Annotated in this window: 18 protein-coding genes and 1 tRNA gene; 16 read left to right on the top strand and 3 right to left on the bottom strand. The window is 67.3% G+C overall.

Going from position 1 to position 19,080, the window contains the following annotated elements; all coding sequences use genetic code 11:
- Position 1 precedes the first annotated feature (1 nt).
- The 7 genes from CYJ22_RS01375 (at position 2) to CYJ22_RS01345 (ending at position 7,930) form a co-directional block, all read left to right on the top strand.
- Positions 2-2,050 (top strand): dipeptide/oligopeptide/nickel ABC transporter permease/ATP-binding protein, encoded by a 2,049-nt coding sequence (locus tag CYJ22_RS01375; protein WP_101600518.1) that lies wholly within the window; start codon positions 2-4, stop codon positions 2,048-2,050.
- Entirely contained in the window at positions 2,047-2,865 is an 819-nt protein-coding gene (locus CYJ22_RS01370; RefSeq protein ID WP_034464746.1) for an ABC transporter ATP-binding protein, read from the top strand. The genes CYJ22_RS01375 and CYJ22_RS01370 overlap by 4 nt, the downstream gene beginning before the upstream one ends.
- Before the next feature lie 2 nt (positions 2,866-2,867).
- Positions 2,868-3,785 (top strand): dihydrodipicolinate synthase family protein, encoded by a 918-nt coding sequence (locus CYJ22_RS01365; RefSeq protein ID WP_048671574.1) that lies wholly within the window; start codon positions 2,868-2,870, stop codon positions 3,783-3,785.
- 107 nt (positions 3,786-3,892) lie between these two features.
- On the top strand, positions 3,893-4,813 hold the full coding sequence (locus CYJ22_RS01360; protein ID WP_048671577.1) for an ROK family protein: 921 nt from the start codon (positions 3,893-3,895) through the stop codon (positions 4,811-4,813).
- 9 nt (positions 4,814-4,822) lie between these two features.
- Positions 4,823-5,497 carry an N-acetylmannosamine-6-phosphate 2-epimerase gene (locus CYJ22_RS01355; protein ID WP_007587569.1) on the top strand — a complete coding sequence of 225 codons (675 nt, stop codon included), beginning with the start codon at positions 4,823-4,825 and terminating at the stop codon, positions 5,495-5,497.
- Positions 5,498-5,589: 92 nt separating this feature from the next.
- Entirely contained in the window at positions 5,590-6,831 is a 1,242-nt protein-coding gene (locus tag CYJ22_RS01350; RefSeq protein WP_101600516.1) for an MFS transporter, read from the top strand.
- 10 nt (positions 6,832-6,841) lie between these two features.
- Positions 6,842-7,930, top strand: coding sequence for a UDP-N-acetylmuramate dehydrogenase (locus tag CYJ22_RS01345; RefSeq protein ID WP_101600513.1), 1,089 nt, complete (start codon positions 6,842-6,844; stop codon positions 7,928-7,930).
- Between the two features lie 397 nt (positions 7,931-8,327).
- Here CYJ22_RS01345 and CYJ22_RS01340 read toward each other — a convergent pair whose 3' ends face one another.
- Genes CYJ22_RS01340 through CYJ22_RS01330 form a run of 3 tightly spaced genes read right to left on the bottom strand, consistent with a single transcriptional unit; the run spans position 8,328 to position 11,428 of the window.
- Positions 8,328-9,410, bottom strand: coding sequence for an adenosine deaminase (locus CYJ22_RS01340; RefSeq protein ID WP_101600510.1), 1,083 nt, complete (start codon positions 9,408-9,410; stop codon positions 8,328-8,330).
- A gap of 3 nt (positions 9,411-9,413) precedes the next feature.
- The gene (locus CYJ22_RS01335) at positions 9,414-10,223 is read right to left on the bottom strand and encodes an alpha/beta hydrolase (RefSeq protein ID WP_101600507.1); all 810 of its coding nucleotides are present in this window, start codon (positions 10,221-10,223) and stop codon (positions 9,414-9,416) included.
- Positions 10,223-11,428, bottom strand: a complete 1,206-nt coding sequence (locus CYJ22_RS01330; RefSeq protein ID WP_101600504.1) for a pyridoxal phosphate-dependent aminotransferase — start codon at positions 11,426-11,428, stop codon at positions 10,223-10,225. Before CYJ22_RS01330 ends, CYJ22_RS01335 begins: the two co-directional genes overlap by 1 nt.
- A gap of 183 nt (positions 11,429-11,611) precedes the next feature.
- Between CYJ22_RS01330 and CYJ22_RS01325 the strand changes: the two genes are divergently transcribed.
- The 9 genes from CYJ22_RS01325 (at position 11,612) to CYJ22_RS01285 (ending at position 19,080) form a co-directional block, all read left to right on the top strand.
- Positions 11,612-11,684: transfer RNA gene (locus CYJ22_RS01325), tRNA-Trp, on the top strand.
- A gap of 35 nt (positions 11,685-11,719) precedes the next feature.
- The gene (gene secE, locus CYJ22_RS01320; RefSeq protein ID WP_007587566.1) at positions 11,720-12,016 is read left to right on the top strand and encodes a preprotein translocase subunit SecE; all 297 of its coding nucleotides are present in this window, start codon (positions 11,720-11,722) and stop codon (positions 12,014-12,016) included.
- Positions 12,017-12,093: 77 nt separating this feature from the next.
- Positions 12,094-12,876, top strand: coding sequence for a transcription termination/antitermination protein NusG (gene nusG / locus CYJ22_RS01315; protein WP_101600502.1), 783 nt, complete (start codon positions 12,094-12,096; stop codon positions 12,874-12,876).
- Between the two features lie 160 nt (positions 12,877-13,036).
- Positions 13,037-13,468 carry a 50S ribosomal protein L11 gene (rplK, locus tag CYJ22_RS01310; protein ID WP_003792281.1) on the top strand — a complete coding sequence of 144 codons (432 nt, stop codon included), beginning with the start codon at positions 13,037-13,039 and terminating at the stop codon, positions 13,466-13,468.
- A gap of 69 nt (positions 13,469-13,537) precedes the next feature.
- A complete protein-coding gene (gene rplA / locus CYJ22_RS01305) occupies positions 13,538-14,245 on the top strand; it encodes a 50S ribosomal protein L1 (protein ID WP_034464767.1) in 708 nt (235 codons plus the stop codon).
- 195 nt (positions 14,246-14,440) lie between these two features.
- On the top strand, positions 14,441-15,040 hold the full coding sequence (locus CYJ22_RS01300; RefSeq protein ID WP_034464769.1) for an MptD family putative ECF transporter S component: 600 nt from the start codon (positions 14,441-14,443) through the stop codon (positions 15,038-15,040).
- The gene (locus tag CYJ22_RS01295) at positions 15,033-15,809 is read left to right on the top strand and encodes an energy-coupling factor transporter transmembrane component T (protein ID WP_034464771.1); all 777 of its coding nucleotides are present in this window, start codon (positions 15,033-15,035) and stop codon (positions 15,807-15,809) included. The genes CYJ22_RS01300 and CYJ22_RS01295 overlap by 8 nt, the downstream gene beginning before the upstream one ends.
- Complete coding sequence (locus tag CYJ22_RS01290) at positions 15,806-17,263, top strand: ABC transporter ATP-binding protein (protein WP_101600500.1); 1,458 nt, start codon at positions 15,806-15,808, stop codon at positions 17,261-17,263. The genes CYJ22_RS01295 and CYJ22_RS01290 overlap by 4 nt, the downstream gene beginning before the upstream one ends.
- Positions 17,260-19,080 (top strand): ABC transporter ATP-binding protein, encoded by a 1,821-nt coding sequence (locus tag CYJ22_RS01285; RefSeq protein ID WP_101600497.1) that lies wholly within the window; start codon positions 17,260-17,262, stop codon positions 19,078-19,080. The genes CYJ22_RS01290 and CYJ22_RS01285 overlap by 4 nt, the downstream gene beginning before the upstream one ends.

Here is a 19,080-nt window from a genome sequence, read left to right as displayed (position 1 = left end):
CATGAATCAGAAAGAAAAGCTCGGCAAGGTCACCGCGAAGGGCGCACGTTTCTCGCGTATCGGTGCGATGTCCACCGGATCGAAGATCGCGATGGGCATCCTTGCCCTCATCGTCCTCGTCTCGATCCTGGCGCCCTACGTTTCTCCCTACGGTCCCGATGACATCTTCGACAAGTGGAGTGCCCCGTCCGGCGAGCACCTGTTCGGAACCGACCACGTCGGCCGTGACATCTTCGCTCGCGTCCTGTACGGCGGACGTTTCTCGCTGATGATCGGTCTGTGCTCGACCCTGATCGCCCTCTTCTTCGGCGCGATCATCGGCTCGATTGCAGCGGTCGTGCGCAAGTCCTTCTCCGAAGCGATCATGCGCGTCATGGACATCGTGATGGCGGTGCCGGGCATCGCCATGGCGGCTGTCTCCGTCCTGGTCTTCGGGCGCACGCTGTCCAAGTCCGGCAACACCTTCGGCCTGGTCGTCGTCATCATCTGCTCGATTGCATTCGTGTACATCCCGCAGCTGTCGCGCATCGTTCGCGCGAACGTGATGGCCGCCTACGGTGAGGACTACGTCCGCGCGGTGATCGTCTCCGGCGCCCGCGCCCCCTGGATCCTCACCAAGCACGTCATGCGCAACACGGCCGCCCCGGTGCTCGTGTTCGCGACCGTCCTCGTCGCCGACGCGATCATCCTCGAGGCCTCCCTGACCTTCATCGGTTCGGGCCTCCAGGCGACCACCGTGGCCACGTGGGGCAACGTCCTGTCCGAGGCCTCGTCGAACCTGTCGGTTCTGCTGGGCAAGTGGTGGACCGCGTTCTTCCCGGGCCTGTTCATCATGATCACGGTCCTGTGCCTCAACATCCTGTCTGAGGGCATCACCGACGCCATGGTGGCGGCTCCCGCGTCTGCGGCCGTCGCTCAGGTCGACAAGGACACCGACCGCGAGGCAGACAAGCTCCTGCTCGACCCGCGTCGCGCCTACGCCGAGCAGGCCGAGTCCCTGCAGGCCCGCCTCGACGACCTCGAGTCCGTCGAAGGCAAGCGCACCGACCGCTTCGAGGCACACCTGGAGAAGACCCCGCTGCTCGAGGTCAACGACCTGTGCATCAAGTTCGAGCGTCACGGCAACGTCAACGTCGTCGACCACGTCTCCTTCAAGGTCCGCCCCGGCGAGACCATGGGCCTCGTGGGCGAGTCCGGCTGCGGTAAGTCGATCACGGCCCTGACCATCATGGGCCTCATCGACCCCAAGGCTGAGATCACGGGCGAAATCCTCTACCAGGGTGAGAACCTGCTCGAGAAGTCGGGTGAGGAGCGCCGCGCGCTGCTCGGCCACGAGATGGCGATGATCTATCAGGACGCCCTGTCGTCGCTGAACCCCGCCATGCTGATCAAGGCTCAGATGAAGCAGCTGACCAGCCGCGGCGGCACCCGCAGTGCCGAGGAACTCCTCGAGCTCGTGGGCCTGGATCCCAAGCGCACCCTCGAGTCCTACCCGCACGAGCTCTCGGGCGGCCAGCGCCAGCGTGTTCTCATCGCCATGGCCCTGACACGCGACCCGAAGCTCATCATCGCGGACGAGCCGACCACCGCCCTGGACGTCACCGTCCAGAAGCAGGTCATCGCACTGCTCAACGAGCTGCGCGAGAAGCTCGGCTTCGCCATGATCTTCGTGTCCCACGACCTGGCGCTCGTCGCCGAGGTGGCACACCACATCACCGTCATGTACGCCGGCCAGGTCATCGAGCAGGCCCCCACCAAGGAACTGCTCACGCACCCGACCCACGAGTACACGCGCGGCCTGCTGGGCGCCGTCCTCTCGATCGAGTCCGGCTCCGGCCGACTCCACCAGGTCCCCGGCACGGTGCCCTCGCCTCGCGACTTCCCCGTGGGCGACCGCTTCGCACCGCGGTCCTCGCACCCCGATTACGGACTGGACATTCGCCCGGTCCTCACCGAGGTCGGTCCCGAGCACGTGTACGCGGCTCTGCCGCCCCGCGACGAGGCTGACGCCTTCGCGCAGGAAACGAACGGTCAGGAGGAAACGCGATGAGCGACAACACCCCGATCATCGAACTGAAGAACGTCGAGGTGACCTTCACCTCGCGTACCGGCTCCCTGTTCAAGCCCAACAAGGTCCACGCGGTGCGTGGCGTCAATATGCGCATCGAGCGCGGACAGACGCTCGGCATCGTCGGCGAGTCCGGCTGTGGCAAGTCCACGACCGCGAACGTCATGTGTGGCCTGCAGATGCCGTCCGCCGGCCAGGTGTTCTTCAACGGCAAGGAAGTCACGAAGCGTAGCGCCGCCGCCCGCCGGGAGATCGGTCGTGTCGTCTCCGTGGTCTTCCAGGACCCCGCGACGGCCCTGAACCCCCGCATGCACGTCCAGGATCAGCTCGCTGACCCGCTACGCGTGCACGGCATCGGGGACGAGGCCTCGCGAGCCAAGCGCGTGCGTGAACTGATCTCGCTCGTCGGCCTGCCCTCGAGCGCGCTCGACGCGCTTCCCGGACAGCTCTCGGGTGGCCAGCGCCAGCGCGTGGCCATCGCCCGAGCCCTGTCCATCGGCCCGGATGCGATCATCGCAGACGAGCCCACCTCCGCACTCGACGTGTCGGTGCGAGCACAGATCCTGAACCTGCTCACGGACCTCAAGAAGGAACTGGGCCTGGCGATGGTCTTCATCTCGCACGACATCCAGACCGTGCGCTACGTGTCCGACCGGATCGCCGTCATGAACGGCGGCAAGGTCGTCGAAGAAGGGCCGGCCGCACAGCTGCTCGCCGACCCGGAGGACCCCTACACCCGCAAGCTCCTGGGCGCCGCGCCCTCGCTGCTGCACCCCAACCTCGAAGGAGAGAAGTAATTATGTCTTCGAAGATCCGCGGCGTCGTGCCGCCCCTGGCCATTCCGCTCAAGGACGGCGAGCTCGACGTCCCCTCGCTCGAGCGTCACATCAACCGCCTGATCGAGGCAGGCCTCGACGGCCTGTTCGTGTCCGGCTCCACCGGTGAGGTCGCTTTCTCGACCGCCGAGCGTCGCGCCCAGATCCAGCGTGAAGCCGTGCGCATCGTCGACGGCCGCATCCCGCTCCTCGTCGGTGTCATCGACACTGAGACCGAGCGCGTCATCGAGAACATCAAGGCCGTGGAGGAGATCGGCGGCGCTACCGGCGTCGTCGCGACCGCCCCGTTCTATGCCCTCGGCGGCGAGACCGAGGTCGAGCGTCACTTCCGCATCCTCAAGGAGAACACCAGCCTCGAGCTGTGGGCCTACGACATCCCCGTGTGCGTGCACACGAAGCTGTCGCCCGACCTGCTCATGCGCCTGGGCCGCGATGGCGTCATCGACGGCGTCAAGGACTCCTCCGGTGACGACGTCGCGTTCCGCTGGCTGTGCCTGGCGAACGAGGCCGCCGGCCACCCGCTCCAGCTCCTTACCGGCCACGAGGTCGTCGTCGACGGCGCCTACATGTCCGGCGCGGACGGCTCCGTGCCCGGCCTGGCCAACGTGGACCCCGAGGGCTACGTGCGCCAGTGGCAGGCCTACGAGCGCCGCGACTGGGAGGCCGTGCGCACCGAGCAGGACCGCCTCGCGGAGCTCATGCGCATCGTCCAGGTGAAGGGCGTGCAGGGCTTCGGAGCGGGCGTCGGCGCCTTCAAGGCCGCCCTGCACCTGCTCGGCGTCTTCGATTCGCCGGAGATGCCGCGCCCCGTCGCCGCCCTCGAGGGTGACAACGTCGAGCACGTCGCCTCCGTGCTGCGCTCGGTCGGCCTGCTCTCCTGATACGTCGACGAGGCCGGGGCAGTTCCGTTCCGCATATTGCGCGCCTTCGGGCGCGCGCCCCGGCCTCGTCGATTTTCTTATACCCCTGACTTTTCGTAAGGATCCTCATGACTACGCTCCTTGCCCTCGACATCGGTGGCACCAAGGTCGGGTGGGGCATCGTCGAGGCCGGTGACACCTACGAGGTCACCGAGCGCGGATCGATCCCCACCGACGCGATGCGCGGCGGAGCGGACGTGGCGGCACGCATTTGCGAACTTGCCTCGTCCCTGGTCGCTTCTCACCCGCAGGTCGAGGGTGTCGCCGTCGCCAGCGCTGGCGTCGTCGATCCGTCGACCGGCGATATCGTCTCCGCCACGGGCACGATGCCCGGATGGGGAGGCACCCCCCTGGGCTCTCTGCTTCAGGAGGCAACCGGCCTGAAGGTGCGCGTCCTCAACGACGTGCACGCGCACGGCCTGGGCGAGGCCACGCTCGGCGCCGGCCAGCCCTACCGCACCGTCCTGTCGATCGCCGTCGGCACCGGCATCGGCGGCGCCCTCGTTGAAGACCGCCAGGTCTTCTTCGGGTCGCGCGGCATCGCCGGACACGTGGGCCACATCCACCACCACTTCGCCCCCGACATGACGTGCTCGTGCGGTCGCAAGGGACACATCGAGTCCTTCTGCTCCGGCTCGGGCATCACGGCCTGGTACGACTCGCTGCGCGGCGAGTCCGACCCCGAGGTCGACGGCGGGCGCGCCCTGCAGGATCTTGCCGAATCCGGCAACGCCCTGGCCGCCGCCTGCTTCTCCCGCTCCGCGTTCGCGCTTGGCGAGGCCACGGCCTCGTTGGTCAACTGCGTGGACCCGGCCGTCGTCATCCTCTCCGGGTCCATGACCCGATCCGGGGACATCTGGTGGGACGCCCTGCGCGAAGGCTTCGCGGCCTCCGCGATGACGCCCGTCGCCGACACCCCCATCCTCGTTGGTTCCCTCGGCGGCGATGCGCCGCTGCTCGGAGCCGTTTCATTCTTCCTGCACGCATAGGAGAAAACCATGCACCCGCTCATTGCAAACCTGAAGGGCAAGCTCATCGTCTCCGTCCAGGCGTACCCGGGCGAGCCCATGCGCCACCCCGAGACGATGGCCCAGATCGCCCGCGCCGCCGAGATCGGTGGCGCCGCCGCGATTCGCTGCCAGGGCCTGTCCGACATTTCCGCGATCAAGGGCCGCGTCGACGTGCCCGTGATCGGCCTGTGGAAGGAAGGCCACGAGGGCGTGTACATCACCCCCTCGCTGCGTCATGCCCGCGCCTGCGTCATGGCCGGCTCCGACATCGTCGCCCTGGACGCGACGGGCCGCCCGCGCCTCGACGGCCTGAGCTTTGCCGAGACCGTCGCGGCCCTGCGCGAGGACGGCACCCTCGTCATGGCTGACTGCGGTTCCTTCGAGGACGCCCAGCGCGCCGTCGACGCCGGCGTGGACATCGTGTCCACGACCCTGGCCGGCTACACGGGTGACCGCGTCAAGACCGACGGCCCCGACCTGGAGCTGCTGCGCGAGGTCGTCGCCGCGTTCCCGGACGTCCCCGTGATCTGCGAGGGCCGCGTTCACACGCCCGAGCAGGCCGCCGCCGCCATTGAGGCGGGTGCCTTCGCCGTCATCGTCGGCACCGCCATCACGCACCCCACGTCGATCACGACCTGGTTCAAGGCTGCCGTCGAGGGCTGATCCTGTCGCTGTTGTGACAGTGCGCGGGCGGGTGATCAACACCCGCCCGCGCACTGCGTTTTTCTCCCGGGAAAGCGCGTATATTACCCCGCATGTCTGTCCCGTCCTCTCGTGCTCACGCCGCCCTTCGTGCCACCTGCGTCGTCTACGTGTGCCTCGGTTTCGGCACCTCCGCGTGGCTCTCGCGCCTGCCCGACGTGCGCGACGACCTCGGGCTGACCCCGGCGACGATCGGCACGATGCTGCTCATCGCCTCCCTCGGCTCTCTGCTCACCCTGCCGACCTCCGGCCCGATCGTCACCAAGATCGGCGCGCGGGCCTCGGGCCGCATTGGCGTCGCCATCTGGGCTCTGGGCATCGTATGCGCGGGCATTGGCGCGCTCAACGTGTCGATTCCGCTGGCCACTCTTGGCCTTGTGCTGCTTGCCGCGGGCAACGGCCTGTGGGGCGCCACCATGAACATCGAGGCCGGCCTCGTGCAGGCGGCCGTGCGTCGCACCGTCGTGCCCATCATCCAGGCGATGTACGCGGTCGGCATGCTGGGAGGCGCGCTCCTCGGCGCGCTCGCCTCCCAGATGGGCCTGCCCCTCGGCGCCCACCTCTTCGGCCTGGCGGCCCTCGAGCTTCTCGCCTGCGGCACTGCCGTTGGCTTCTACCTGACGAAGGAGGAGGTCGCGGCCCTCGCACCCGCGCAGGACAAGGGCGATGGGGGAGAGGCCTCGTCGAACAAGGCGAAGGGCCTCACGCGCGTCGCCTGGCGCGAGAAGCAGACCGTGCTCATCGCACTCATGGTCATGAGTGCCGGCCTCATGGAGGGTGCGGCGAACGACTGGCTCAACCTGTCGATGGTCGATGGCTACGGATACTCGACCGCGGCGGCCTCGGCGGCGTTTGCGTTCTTCCTGCTCATGATGACGATCGTGCGTTTCGCGTCCCCGCGCCTCGAGGCACGCCTGGGCTCGCCCATGCTGCTGCGTATCACCTTCACCGGTGCGGTCGTGGGCCTGCTGCTCGTGGCCTTCGCGCCGCACCACCTGTTCGCGGTCGCGGGTATTGCCCTGTGGGGCATCGGGTCAGCCCTCGGCTTCCCCCTGGGCATTTCGGCGCTGTCCGTCGACCCCGTGATGACGCCCGCGCGCGTCTCGGTGCTCTCGACCGTCAACTACGGCGCGGCCCTCATCGGCCCGCCGCTCCTCGGCCTCATCGCCGACCACATCGGCTACCACCGTGCGCTGGCCTTCGTGGCCCTGCCGGTCCTCCTCGCGATCGTGCTCGCCGGGCAGGTGCCCGACCGCCGCGGGACGAAGCGCACGGACCTCGCCTTCGGCGACTAGGCTTAGGGGCATGACGACCCTCGCTGATCTGACGACCCTGCGCGTGGGCGGGCCCATCGCCCGCCTCGTGCCCGCCACGTCCTCCGATGCCCTCGTGGACGCTGTCGCCGCGGCCGACGCCGCTGGCGGCCCGCTCCTCGTCGTGGGCGGAGGGTCTAACCTGCTGGCCTCCGACGCCCCCTTTGAGGGCACGGTCGTCGACGTGCAGCCCTTCGGCGAGGTCGCCTCCATCATCCACGAGGACCCTGCCGGATCTGTCGTCGTGCGCGCTGGCGCGGGCACGGTCTGGGATGAGTTCGTCTCCTGGACGCTGGCAGAGGGGCTCTGCGGCGTCGAAGCACTCTCCGGCATCCCCGGAACCGTCGGCGCGTCCCCCGTGCAGAACGTTGGCGCTTACGGCCACGAGGTCTCCGAGACCATCGAGAGCGTCGAGGCCTACGACCGCCTGACGGGCATCGTCGTGCGCCTGCTGCCCTCCGACCTTGGCTTCGCGTACCGCTCCTCGGCGATCAAGCGCAGCGTCGGCCAGCCCGGCCTGAACGACCGCCCCTGGGGCCCCACCGGCCGCTGGGTGGTGCTCTCCGTGGACTTCCGCCTCGAGTGCTCGCCCCTGAGCGCCCCCGTCATGTACGCCGAGCTGGCGCGCCGCCTCGGCGTCGAGGCCGGGGAACGCGCCGATGCATCCCTGGTCCGCTCCACCGTCCTGGATCTGCGCCGCGGCAAGGGCATGGTCCTGGATGCGGACGATCACGACACGTGGAGCGCCGGTTCCTTCTTCACGAACCCAATCCTGCCAGAGGCCGTGGCCGCCTCCCTGCCCGAGGGCGCGCCTCGCTTTAGTGCGGGGGAGGGCCTCGTCAAGACGAGCGCCGCCTGGCTCATCGATCACGCGGGCTGTGGCAAGGGCTTCCACTTGCCCGAGGCCGGGGACCCGCCGCGCGCGTCCCTGTCCACCAAGCACGTGCTGGCCCTGACGAACCGCGGCGGCGCGACGGGCGCCGACATCGAGGCCCTGGCCCGCGCCGTGCGCGAGCGGGTCTTTGAGGCATTTGGCGTGACCCTGGTGCCCGAGCCGGTCACGGTCGGCATCGCCTGGTAGCGGGCCACCTGGCCGTTGTGCGCCGCGCCCGTTGTTGGCATCATTCCGGAGATCCCGTAGAGGGACCTCCCCAAATTTCGCACGTAATTCCCCGTCGGTTGTCTTGAAGCGCGCCCTGAAAACCGCAGGATATCAACGTTCTGGTTTCAATGTTTGAAAGAGGCGTGGGGGAATTACGTGCGAGATTGTGGGAGAACTGTGCTGATCCTGCGCTCGCGGATCCGTTACGTGGATAGGTTGTCACGATCCGGATAGGTTATGCGCATCCGGATAGGTTAATAACCTATCCGGATCTTCGTAACCTATCCGCGTGTTCATAACCTATCCGGATGCGAACCGTCGGTCGTCGCGGTGCTCTGCGATGTGGGCATTGCTGTGGGTGCACCCCGCACAAGCACTACGCCACGGGCTCGGCCGCCAGCCACGCGTCGATATCGGCCTTCCAGGCCGCCTTGCGCGTCGGCGAGGCCAGCGACGCGTCGATAGAGGACCGCGCCAGGTCTGCCAGGGCCTCGTCGGACAGGCCAAACACGTCGCGCGCGACCTCGTACTGGGCGACCAGGCGCGAGCGGAACAGCAGCGGGTCGTCCGCCGCCAGCGCGACGGTAGCCCCCGCCGATATCAGCGTCGGCAGCGGCACCTGCGAAAAGTCCGTGTAGACCCCCAGGTGCACGTTCGACGTCGGGCACACCTCCAGGGCGATACCCGCATCCACGACGGCCTTCAGCAGATCCGGGTCCTCGCTGGTGCGCACCCCGTGCCCGAGGCGGGCGGGTGCCAGAGCGGACACAACCTCGCGTACGGAGGATGGGCCCAGGAGCTCACCGCCGTGCGGAACGCCCACGAGCCCCGCGCGGCGCGCGATGCGGAACGCGGGGGCAAACGACGCCGTGGAGCCCACGCGCTCGTCGTTCGACAGGCCAAAACCAACGACCTCGCCGGGACCATCTCCAGCAAACGAGGCGGCCAGGCGCGCGAGTGTGCGCGCGTCCAGCGGGTGTTTCATGCGTGACGCCGCGACGATCACCCCGATGTCGACGCCGGTATCGCGCGAGGCCAGGCGGGCCTCGTCGATGATGATTTCCAGGGCCGGGGTGATACCCCCGACGTAGGGTGCGTAGGACGTGGGGTCGGCCTGAATCTCCATGCGCACCGAGCCCTCGGCGGCGTCGTCCTCGGCGGCCTCGCGGATGAGGCGGCGCATCGCGGCCTCGGAGCGCACGAGGTGACGCGCGGAGTCGTAGGCGCGCTGGAAACGGAACCACCCGCGCCCGTCGGCCGGCATGGACGCCGCGTCGATGTGCAGCAGGTGAGGAGGCAGGCGCACGCCCTGCGTGCGCGCCATCTCGACCATGGTCGTAGGCCGCATGGCACCCGTGAAATGCAGGTGCAGGTGGGCCTTGGGGAGGGTCGCGAGGTCACGCCTGCCCGGTGGGGTGGGGCGCGGGGCCGTCAGGTTAGGGACAGCGGGCGCTTCCACGGCCTAGTGCTCCCCGAGCCAGATGATGATGTCGCGGATCAGGCCGGGGCCCTCGGGCTCGTTGAGGAGCTCGTGGTAGGCGCCGTCGATGATGCGCAGGTGGATGTCGGCGTCCGGGTGCGCCGCGCGTGCCCCGCGCACGAGCTCGCGCGAACCGCGCAGGTCCGCCATCAGGTCGCCCGACCCGTGCATGACGAGCGTCGGCGAGGCCAGGCGGCCGGCGCGCGCGATGACCTCGTCGCCCTGAATGATCATGGTCGCGCCCGTCAGAATCGGCACGCCGCCCTTGTAGGTGAGCGGGTCCGCGTCGAAGTCGCGCTGGACCTGCGGGTCGCGCGACAGGGGAGAGACCTCCATGTCGGACGCGCCCTTCGCCACGACGAGACCGGGGCGCAGCCTGGCGATCGGCAGCAGCCTGCGCGCCTGGGACGGGGAGACGTGGGGGAGGGGGCGCAGCGCCGGCGCGGACAGAACCGTGCCGCGCAGCCGCGTCGGATCGAGGATCGTGGAGGCGGCCGCGATGATGCCGCCCATCGAGTGTCCGAACAGGAACAGGTCCGGCGTGCGCGCGTGTGCGAGGGTCGCCCGGCGCGCGTCACCGAAGTCGCGGATCAGCGCGCCCACGTCCACGCGGGCGCGGGGACCCTCAGAGGTCCCGTGGCCCGCGTGGTCGTAGTAGGCGACGTCGTAACCGGCACGGGTGAGTGCGGAGCGCAGGTGGGCGTAGCGCCCGCTGTGTTCCGCGTACCCGTGGGCGAGGAGGACCGTACCGAGGGGGGCCTCCTGCGCTGTCCGTTCGAACGAGACGTGCATCAGGCGAAGAGCTCCTGCACGCGGGTGATGCCCTCGACGAGGTCATCGTCGGCCAGGGCGTAGGAGAAGCGCAGGAAGCCGGAGGGGCCGAAGGCCTCGCCCGGGACAGCCGCGACCTCGACCTCGTCGAGGATCAGGTCGGCGAGCTCGCCCGACGTGTTGGCCACGCGGCCGCGGATCTCGCGGCCCAGCAGACGCTCGACGGAGGGGTAGACGTAGAACGCGCCCTTGGGGGTCGGAACGTCGAAACCGTCGATCTGGCGCAGCATGTCAACGATGAGGCGGCGGCGACGGTCGAAGGCGACGCGCATCTCGTCCACGGCGTCCAGGGAACCCGACACGGCGGCGCGCGCGGCCTCCTGGGCGACGTTGTTGACGTTGGAGGTCAGGTGCGACTGGAAGGACAGCGCGGCCTTGATGACGTCGGAGGGGCCGATCATCCAGCCCACTCGCCAGCCGGTCATCGCGTAGGTCTTGGCAACGCCGTTGAGGATGACGGCTTGGTCGGCCAGCTCGGGCACCAGCTTGACGATGTGCGCGGTCTGCGCGTCCTCGTACAGCAGGTGCTCGTAGATCTCGTCCGAGATGACCCAGATGCCGTGCTCGAGGGCCCACTGGCCGATCGCGGTCAGCTCCTCGGGCGTGTAGACGCTGCCCGTCGGGTTGGACGGCGAGCACATGAGGAGGACCTTCGTGCGAGGGGTGCGCGCGGCCTCGAGCTGCTCGACGGTCACCTTGTAGTCCTGGTCGGCGCCGGCGAACACCTCGACGGGGGTCGCACCGGCGAGCTTGACGACCTCGGGGTACGTGGTCCAGTAGGGGGTCGGCAGGATCGCCTCGTCGCCGGGGCCCAGCAGCGCGGCAAAAGCCTGGAAGACTGCCTGCTTGCCGCCGTTGGTGACGACGATGTCGGCGGGGGAGACCTCGTAGCCGGAGTCGCGCAGGGTCTTAGCAGCGATGGCCTCGCGCAGCGCCGGGAGGCCGGCGGCGGGCGTGTAGCGGTGCATCGCGGGGTTGCGCGCGGCCTTGACGGCGGCCTCGACAATGTAGTCGGGCGTGGCGAAGTCGGGTTCGCCGGCGCCGAAGCCGATCACCGGGCGGCCGGCGGCCTTGAGGGCCTTGGCCTTCGCGTCCACGGCCAGGGTCGCGGACGGCGTGATGGCGTTGAAACGATCAGAGACACGGGTGCGAGGAGTATTGGTCACCCCTCCATGGTCCCACGTCGCGCGCGCGTGTGTGGCGGAGAGCGCACGCGATGTGCGCGTGGGCTACCTCTCATTTACGAGGTCGGGGCCGGTATTTCGCGGCATGTGACCCGCCGACACACTTCTCGGTTGGACAAAGCGCCGCCTTATCCACTAATGTTCGTCAGGCAGGTTTTCCTGCGTAGGGCAGTGGCGCAATTGGTAGCGCACCGGTCTCCAAAACCGGCGGTTGTGGGTTCGAGTCCCGCCTGCCCTGCGGATTAGGCTGATCATTTTCGTAGGAGGATTCCCATGGCCGATCGTGTTGCCTCGGATGCTGAATCCTCGCGCCGAGATCGCACTAAGAATGAGGCGACCCGCAAGCGTAGCGAGGCTGCCAAGGAGCAGAACAAGCGCCCCGGTTTCTTCGGTGGCATCTGGCTCTTCTTCAAGCAGGTCATTGACGAAATGAAGAAGGTCACCTACCCCACGGGATCCGAAACCTGGACCTACTTCCTCGTCGTCGTTGTGTTTGTCGCCGCAATCATGCTTTTCGCTGGCCTACTCGACTTCGGATTCGGTAAACTAAGTGCATTGATCTTCGGCTGAGACCGACGAACCCGCCCGCAGGACACTGCAGGCGGGTTTCTTCTACGGTCCGGCCCCATTTGCAGGAGGGATACGTCGTGAGCGACGAAAACTACACCGAGGAACAGGCCTTCGAGGAGCACCAGGAAGAGGTCCAGCAGGAGACCGCCGAGGCGCTGGCAGACGGAGCCGCCCAGGCAATCGTTGACGAGGTGGCCGAGGAGGTCGCCGAGAAGGAAACCGAATCTGACGACGAGGCCCCGGCCTCGTCCGAAGAGGAAGCGATCGCCAAGCTGCGCCGCAAGCTCTACATGTCCCCCGGCGACTGGTACGTCATCCACACCTACTCCGGCCACGAGCGCAAGGTGAAGGCGAACCTCGAGCAGCGCATCACCACGCAGAACATGGAAGACTACATCTTCGCCGTCGAGGTTCCGGACGAGTACGTCATGGAGTACCGCGGCAACGCGAAGAAGCGCGTGCGCCACGTGCGTATCCCCGGCTACGCGATCGTCTGCATGGACTTCAACGAGGCCTCGTACCGCGTCGTCAAGGAAACCCCCGCCGTTACCGGCTTCGTGGGCGACCAGCACAACCCCGTGCCGCTCTCGATCGACGAGGTCGTCATGCTCCTGACGCCCAACGTCCTCGAGGAAGCCGCCGAGGCCGCCAAGGATCAGCCCGCACCCGTCCAGGTCGTCCAGACCCAGTTCGAGGTCGGCGAGATCGTCACCGTCACCGACGGACCTTTCGAGACCATGTCGGCCACGATCTCCGAGATCATGCCCGAGACTCAGAAGCTCAAGGTCCTCGTCACCATCTTCGAGCGCGAGACGCCGCTCGAGCTCGGCTTCGACCAGGTGGAGAAGCTCGAGCAGTGACATCACGCACCCGGACTTGGGATCAAGCCCGGAATCGCGTTATGATTCACTTTTGTGTGCGTAGGGCGCACTATGCCCACTGAAACCCAGTGAGCAGCGCCAAACGCTCCGCCCTGACCGACACCCGTCGGCCAGAACTTCAGAAGAAAGACCCGCATTCATGGCACCGAAGAAGAAGGTCACCGGCCTGATCAAGCTTCAGATCGCAGCCGGCGCCGCTACCCCCGCACCGCCCGTCGGCCCCGCTCTGGGCCAGCACGGCGTGAACATCGTTGAGTTCACCAAGGCTTACAACGCGGCCACCGAGTCGCAGCGTGGAAACATCATCCCCGTTGAGATCACCGTCTACGAGGATCGTTCCTTCACGTTCGTCCTCAAGACGCCGCCCGCCGCTGAGCTCATCAAGAAGGCTGCTGGCATCCAGAAGGGTTCCGGCACCCCCAACACCGTCAAGGTTGGTTCGATCACGATGGATCAGGCTCGCGAAATCGGCCAGTCCAAGATGGCTGACCTCAACGCCAACGATGTCGAGGCTGCTGCCAAGATCATCGCCGGCACCGCCCGCTCCATGGGCATCAACGTCGAGGGCTGACCTCAACCAACCCCCCCGTGGTAGGGCAGGCGCTGCCCGACACCCACGACTGCAAGGAGAAGAAGCAGAATGACCAAGCGCTCCAAGAGCTACCGCGCAGCGGCCGAGAAGGTCCACGCGGACGTGCTGTACACCCCCTTCGAGGCCATGAAGCTGGCCAAGGAGACCACCGTCACCAAGTTCGACTCGACCGTTGAGGTCGTCTTCCGACTGGGTGTCGACCCCCGCCAGGCGGACCAGATGGTCCGTGGCACCGTTTCCCTGCCGCACGGCACCGGCAAGACCGCCCGGGTCTTGGTCTTCGCCGTTGGTCCGCGCGCTCAGGAAGCGATCGACGCAGGCGCCGACGAGGTCGGCGGCGACGAGCTCATCGAGAAGGTTGCCAAGGGCTACACCGACTTCGATGTCGCCGTTGCTACCCCCGACCTGATGGGCAAGGTTGGCCGCCTCGGCCGCGTCCTCGGCCCCCGTGGCCTCATGCCGAACCCCAAGACGGGCACCGTGACCATGGATGTCGCGAAGGCCGTCAAGGAGATCAAGGGTGGTCGTATCGAGTTCCGCGTCGACAAGCACGCCAACCTGGCGTTCATCGTCGGCAAGGCCTCCTTCACCGCTGAGCAGCTGACCGAGAACTACGCCGCCGTCCTGGACGAGGTGCTGCGTCTCAAGCCGACCTCTTCGAAGGGCCGCTACCTGCTCAAGGGCGCCGTCGCCACGACGATGGGCCCCGGCATCCCCGTGGATGTCACCAAGGTCAAGGACCTCATCGAGAAGTGAGCCGCGCTCGCTGATCAAGCATCGGGGCCCCGCGCAGCACCGCTGCGCGGGGCCTCGCTTTGTTTGTGGGGTGCTCGTGGGATGAGCTGGTGGCGTCCCCGGACGAAATAGGGGACATAGGTCACACACAATAGGCGCGGAATAGGGTAACCTTATTTCGCTTCTATAAACCTATGTTCGTGAAGGGTCACGATAATGTCTCAGGTTGCAGGTTCGGGCGTTACAAAGGCGCGCTCGGCCGTCACGATTGGTGCGTTCACCGCCGTCTACTTCGTTCTCATGTGGTGCTCGGGAATGCTGGGATTCTTTGGTCCGGCGTTCATGTTTGTCGGTTGGATCGTCGGACTGCTGCTCAACGGATCGGTCGTCATGCTGATGCTGGTGCGTTCGCGTATGTTCGGCACGCTCACGATCATGGGAGGCATCGTCGCTTTCCTGATGGTGGTGACCGGGCACGCGTGGGTGACCATTCCAGTTACCCTGATCCTCGGTTTCCTGGGTGATCTCATCGCCCGGGGTGGCGGTTACGTCAGTGCCCCTCGAAACATCGCCGCATACATGCTGTTCTCCCTGTGGATGATCGGTCCGCTTGCCCCCATTTTCTTCGCTCCGGATCCCTATTACGAGGACGTCGCATCCCAGATGGGCCAGGACTACGCGGATAGCATGCGAGCCCTCTTCAGCCCCGCAGTCATCAGTGTGTGGGTTGTCGTCGCGATGATCGTCGCGTGCATCGGTGGACTCATTGGACGCTTCCTGCTGCGCAAGCACTTCGCGAAGGCCGGCGTTGCCTGAGATCTCGCTCGCCGAGGCCGCCCCAGGTGAGGCCACGAGCAAGCTCGATCCGCGAACGAAACTTCTGGCCCTCCTCGTCCTCAACGCGCTCGTCATGCGCGCGAGCCCCACGTCCACGCTCCTTGCGGTCCAACTGCTTGCGGTGGTCGCCCTCGCGTGGGAGGCCGGCGGTCGGGCGGCGGTGCGCACGGGGCTTGGGTGCCTCGTCTGCGACGCGTTGAGCCTTGGCTCGCCCCTCCTTGTCGCTTGGCTCGAGGGCATGGGATCGCCGCGAGGCGTGGTCCTTGTGATCGGCACGTGCAGTGCGATCGCATTCTGGTTTGCGCGCTTCTTCGCGGGCTTTGGCCTGGCCCTCTACGTGTACCGCACGACGAGAATCGGTCAGATGAAAGCGGCGCTACGCGCGGTTCACCTGCCGCGTGTGTTCGTCGACGCTCTTGCCGTTGCTTTCCGCGTGATTCCGACGGTGGGCTCAGAGGCGGTGGCCATCCGTGAAGCGATGGAGATGCGTGGCGTCGACCTCGGGGTGCGTGGCGTTCTGCGTCACCCCCTCGTGATCGCTGAGCGCTTTCTGGTTCCCCTGCTGTCCTCTATCGCGCGCGTGGCCGACGACCTGGCGGCCTCCAGCGTTATCCGAGGCCTCGGCGGCCCGACGCGCCCCACGTCGCTGACGCGGCTGCGGGCCAGCGTCTGGGACGCGGTCGCCCTCGTGTGCGTCGCCGGCGTTATCGCCATTGAGGTCAGCGCTCACCTCGGAGTACTCCCATGATTGACGTTGAATCCCTATCGTTCTCCTACGTGAGCGAGCTGACGGGGGACCGAGTGGAAGCCCTGCGTGGGGTCGATCTGTCCGCCCGGCCTGGCACCCTCACGCTCGTGTGTGGAGCCTCCGGCTGCGGAAAGTCGACGCTCATGCGGGCGCTCACCGGCCTCGTCCCACAGATGACCCCGGGAGAACTGGAAGGCGTGGTGCGGATTGATGGGCGCGACCTCGCCGAGGTCCCCCTGACCGAGGTCGGACACCTGTGCTCATCGGTCTTCCAGAACCCGCGCACCCAGTTCTTCTGCGACACCGTCGCCGAGGAGCTGGCCTTCTGCGGCGAGAACTACGGCCGCGATCGCGAGGCCCTGATCGAGGCCAGCACGCGCGCCGCCGAGCTCATGGGCATCTCGCACCTGATGGACAGGAAGCTGTCGAGCCTGTCGGGCGGGCAGCTCCAAAAGGTTGCACTTGCCTGCGCGCTTGCCTCCGGGGCGCCGGTCCTCCTCGCCGACGAGCCGACGTCGAACTTGGACCCAGACGCCATCGCCGACGTGCGTCGCGCTCTCACAGTTCTCAAAGAGCAGGGGATGACGATCGTCGTCGTCGAGCACCGCCTTCACTTCCTGCGGGGGCTCGCCGACCAGGTTCTCCTCATGGAGGATGGGGAGGTCACGCGCGCGTGGAGCGGTCAGGAGTTCTACGCGATGGATGACGCGCAGCGGCAGTCGCTCGGACTACGCACCCTCGTGGATCCCGGCCCGCCCGAGGCATGGGTGTCCTCGCGGAACTCCGAGACCGCGGCCTCGACCGATGGGGGAGCGCGCCTGTCCTGCCGGGATCTGAGCTTCTCCTACGGGAACACCCCCGTGTTCGAAGGGTTAAACGCCGACTTCCCGGCCGGGCAGATCACCTGCATCACGGGAGCGAACGGTGTTGGGAAAACGACCCTCGTGCGCGTTTTGTGCGGGCTGGCCGCTCCCGGCACCGGGACGATCACACTGGACGGGCGGGCTACCAATCGTCGGCAGCGCCGGTCCGCGTGCGCGCTCGTCATGCAGGAGACCGGACGCCAGCTTTTCTCCGACACGCTTGCGGGTGAACTCACGATCGGAGCCTCGGAGGCGAGCGGCGAGGACGCGGAGAAGCTCCTGGGTGACTTCGACCTCGCGCACCTGGGGGATCGGCACCCGCTGAGCCTGTCGGGAGGACAAAAACAACGCCTCGTCATCGCAGCCGCGCGTGCCACCGGGCGCCGCATCGTCATTCTTGACGAACCCACGTCAGGGGTCGACGCGCGACACCTCACCTCCATCACGTCCACCCTGCGCCGCATTGCCGACGAAGGTGCGGCCGTCATCGTTGTTACCCACGACGGCGAGTTCGCCTCGGCCTGCGCGGATCGACTCATCACACTCACGCCGACGGGTGCCACGTGCGCCCGCGAAGGAGACCACCAATGACAGACACCGACGAGCACGAGGACACCACTGCCTCGTCCCCGAGCGATCCGCACGCTGACAAGACCGCCGCTGGCGACCCGCGTGCGGCGCACCTCGCGGGCCAGCGCGCCTTCAAGGAGCTGACCGCTCCCATCCGTGGATCCATGATGCTCTCCCGGGTGCTCGGGCTCATCTACGGTGCGCTCGCGGTTGCCCCCTACGTCATCCTCGTCCAGCTTGGGGAGGTGCTGCTGGAGGCGGCCCGCTCGGGTGCCTCGCCTGATCGCGCCGAGGTGATGACGTTACTCATGTGGCTGACCGGTGCGTTCGGCCTCCGATACGGCATCTACTTCATCGCGCTGACCGTCACTCACTTCGCGGACGTGCGTTTTGGGCACATCGTGCGCTCCCGCATGGTGGGTGTCCTCTCCGCAGCGCCCCTCGCCTGGTTCACATCCACGAACTCGGGGGCCGTGCGCAAGGCGATCCAGGACGACACGCATGACGTGCACACGGTCATCGCGCACGCCCCCGTCGAATCCGCTGCCGCCGTCAGCGCACCGCTGTCCCTGCTCATCTACGCCTTCGTCGTCGACTGGCGACTCGGACTCCTGTCGATCGCCACGCTGCCCGTCTACGGGCTCCTCAACGCGTGGATGATGCGAGGCATGGGGGAAAAGACCGCCGAGATGGACCGTCACCTGACGCGCGTCTCGTCCACGATGGTCGAGTTTGTCTCCGGCATCAGCGTCGTCAAGGCATTCGGGACCGTGGGGCGCTCGCACGAGCGATTCACCCGGGCCACCGAGGACTTCTCTCGATTCTACGTCGACTGGTGCGGCCCCCTGCTGAAAGGCTCTGCGCTTGGGCAGGCGACCGTATCTCCCTCCCTGATCCTGCTTATCTCGACGGCGGGAGGGTCCGCGCTCGTGGCCTTGGGCATCGTGAGCCCGGTCCAGGTGATCACCTGCGCGCTCATCGCCCTCGTCATCCCGGCGGCCATCGAGGTGCTGGGTACGACGACCTGGGCCTACCAGATCGCTGGGGCCGCCGCGCTGCGCATCGTGGACCTACTTTCGGTCGCCCCGTTGCCTGCCGAGGGGAGTTCAGCGCCGGAGGGAGCCGATATCGAGATTGATGGCGTGTCCTTCTCCTACGGGGCGACCCTCGCGCTGGACGACGTCAGTCTGACCATCCCCGAGGGCTCGGTGACCGCCCTCGTTGGGTCCTCCGGATCGGGAAAATCGACGCTCGCGACGCTGGTTGCGCGCTTCGCTGACCCGGATAGTGGGAACGTGCGCATCAGCGGGGTTGATGCTCGCGACATCGCCCCCGATGTTCTCTACCGGCACGTCTCCTTCGTCCTCCAGGATCCGCAACTCCTCGACATCTCCGTGCGCGACAACATCGCGCTGGGAGTCCCGGACGCCAGCGACGAAGCGGTGTGGGCGGCCGCCGGGGCCGCGCGCATCGACGACTACTTGCGTTCCCTGCCCCGAGGCCTCGACTCCGTCATTGGGGAGGACGCGCATCCCTCGGGTGGCCAAGCTCAACGAATCGCGATTGCGCGTGCTCTCCTCGTCGATGCCCCCATCCTCGTTCTCGACGAGGCCACTGCCTTCACCGATCCGGAGGCCGAAGCCGATATCCAGGCGGCGCTGACCCGCCTCGTCCAAGGAAAGACGGTCCTGGTCATCGCGCACCGCGCAGCGTCCATCGCCGGCGTCGACCAGATCGCCATTCTCGAGGCAGGCCGCATCATTGCGCTGGGCACGCCCGACCAGCTCGCCGACCACCCGTACATGCGGCGCATGAGCGCGACCGCGAAAGGACACTGA

The organism is Schaalia odontolytica (genome assembly GCF_002847525.1).
GTDB lineage: Bacteria > Actinomycetota > Actinomycetes > Actinomycetales > Actinomycetaceae > Pauljensenia > Pauljensenia odontolytica_B.
This window is presented reverse-complemented; position numbering and strand designations above follow the sequence as displayed.

Excerpts from the sequence above, each read along its gene's own strand:
- CYJ22_RS01375 (WP_101600518.1), top strand. The coding sequence starts at position 2 with ATGAATCAGAAAGAAAAGCTCGGCAAGGTCACCGCGAAGGGCGCACGT.
- CYJ22_RS01370 (WP_034464746.1), top strand. The coding sequence starts at position 2,047 with ATGAGCGACAACACCCCGATCATCGAACTGAAGAACGTCGAGGTGACC.
- CYJ22_RS01365 (WP_048671574.1), top strand. The coding sequence starts at position 2,868 with ATGTCTTCGAAGATCCGCGGCGTCGTGCCGCCCCTGGCCATTCCGCTC.
- CYJ22_RS01360 (WP_048671577.1), top strand. The coding sequence starts at position 3,893 with ATGACTACGCTCCTTGCCCTCGACATCGGTGGCACCAAGGTCGGGTGG.
- CYJ22_RS01355 (WP_007587569.1), top strand. The coding sequence starts at position 4,823 with ATGCACCCGCTCATTGCAAACCTGAAGGGCAAGCTCATCGTCTCCGTC.
- CYJ22_RS01350 (WP_101600516.1), top strand. The coding sequence starts at position 5,590 with ATGTCTGTCCCGTCCTCTCGTGCTCACGCCGCCCTTCGTGCCACCTGC.
- CYJ22_RS01345 (WP_101600513.1), top strand. The coding sequence starts at position 6,842 with ATGACGACCCTCGCTGATCTGACGACCCTGCGCGTGGGCGGGCCCATC.
- CYJ22_RS01335 (WP_101600507.1), bottom strand. The coding sequence starts at position 10,223 with ATGCACGTCTCGTTCGAACGGACAGCGCAGGAGGCCCCCCTCGGTACG.
- secE (WP_007587566.1), top strand. The coding sequence starts at position 11,720 with ATGGCCGATCGTGTTGCCTCGGATGCTGAATCCTCGCGCCGAGATCGC.
- rplK (WP_003792281.1), top strand. The coding sequence starts at position 13,037 with ATGGCACCGAAGAAGAAGGTCACCGGCCTGATCAAGCTTCAGATCGCA.
- rplA (WP_034464767.1), top strand. The coding sequence starts at position 13,538 with ATGACCAAGCGCTCCAAGAGCTACCGCGCAGCGGCCGAGAAGGTCCAC.
- CYJ22_RS01300 (WP_034464769.1), top strand. The coding sequence starts at position 14,441 with ATGTCTCAGGTTGCAGGTTCGGGCGTTACAAAGGCGCGCTCGGCCGTC.
- CYJ22_RS01290 (WP_101600500.1), top strand. The coding sequence starts at position 15,806 with ATGATTGACGTTGAATCCCTATCGTTCTCCTACGTGAGCGAGCTGACG.
- CYJ22_RS01285 (WP_101600497.1), top strand. The coding sequence starts at position 17,260 with ATGACAGACACCGACGAGCACGAGGACACCACTGCCTCGTCCCCGAGC.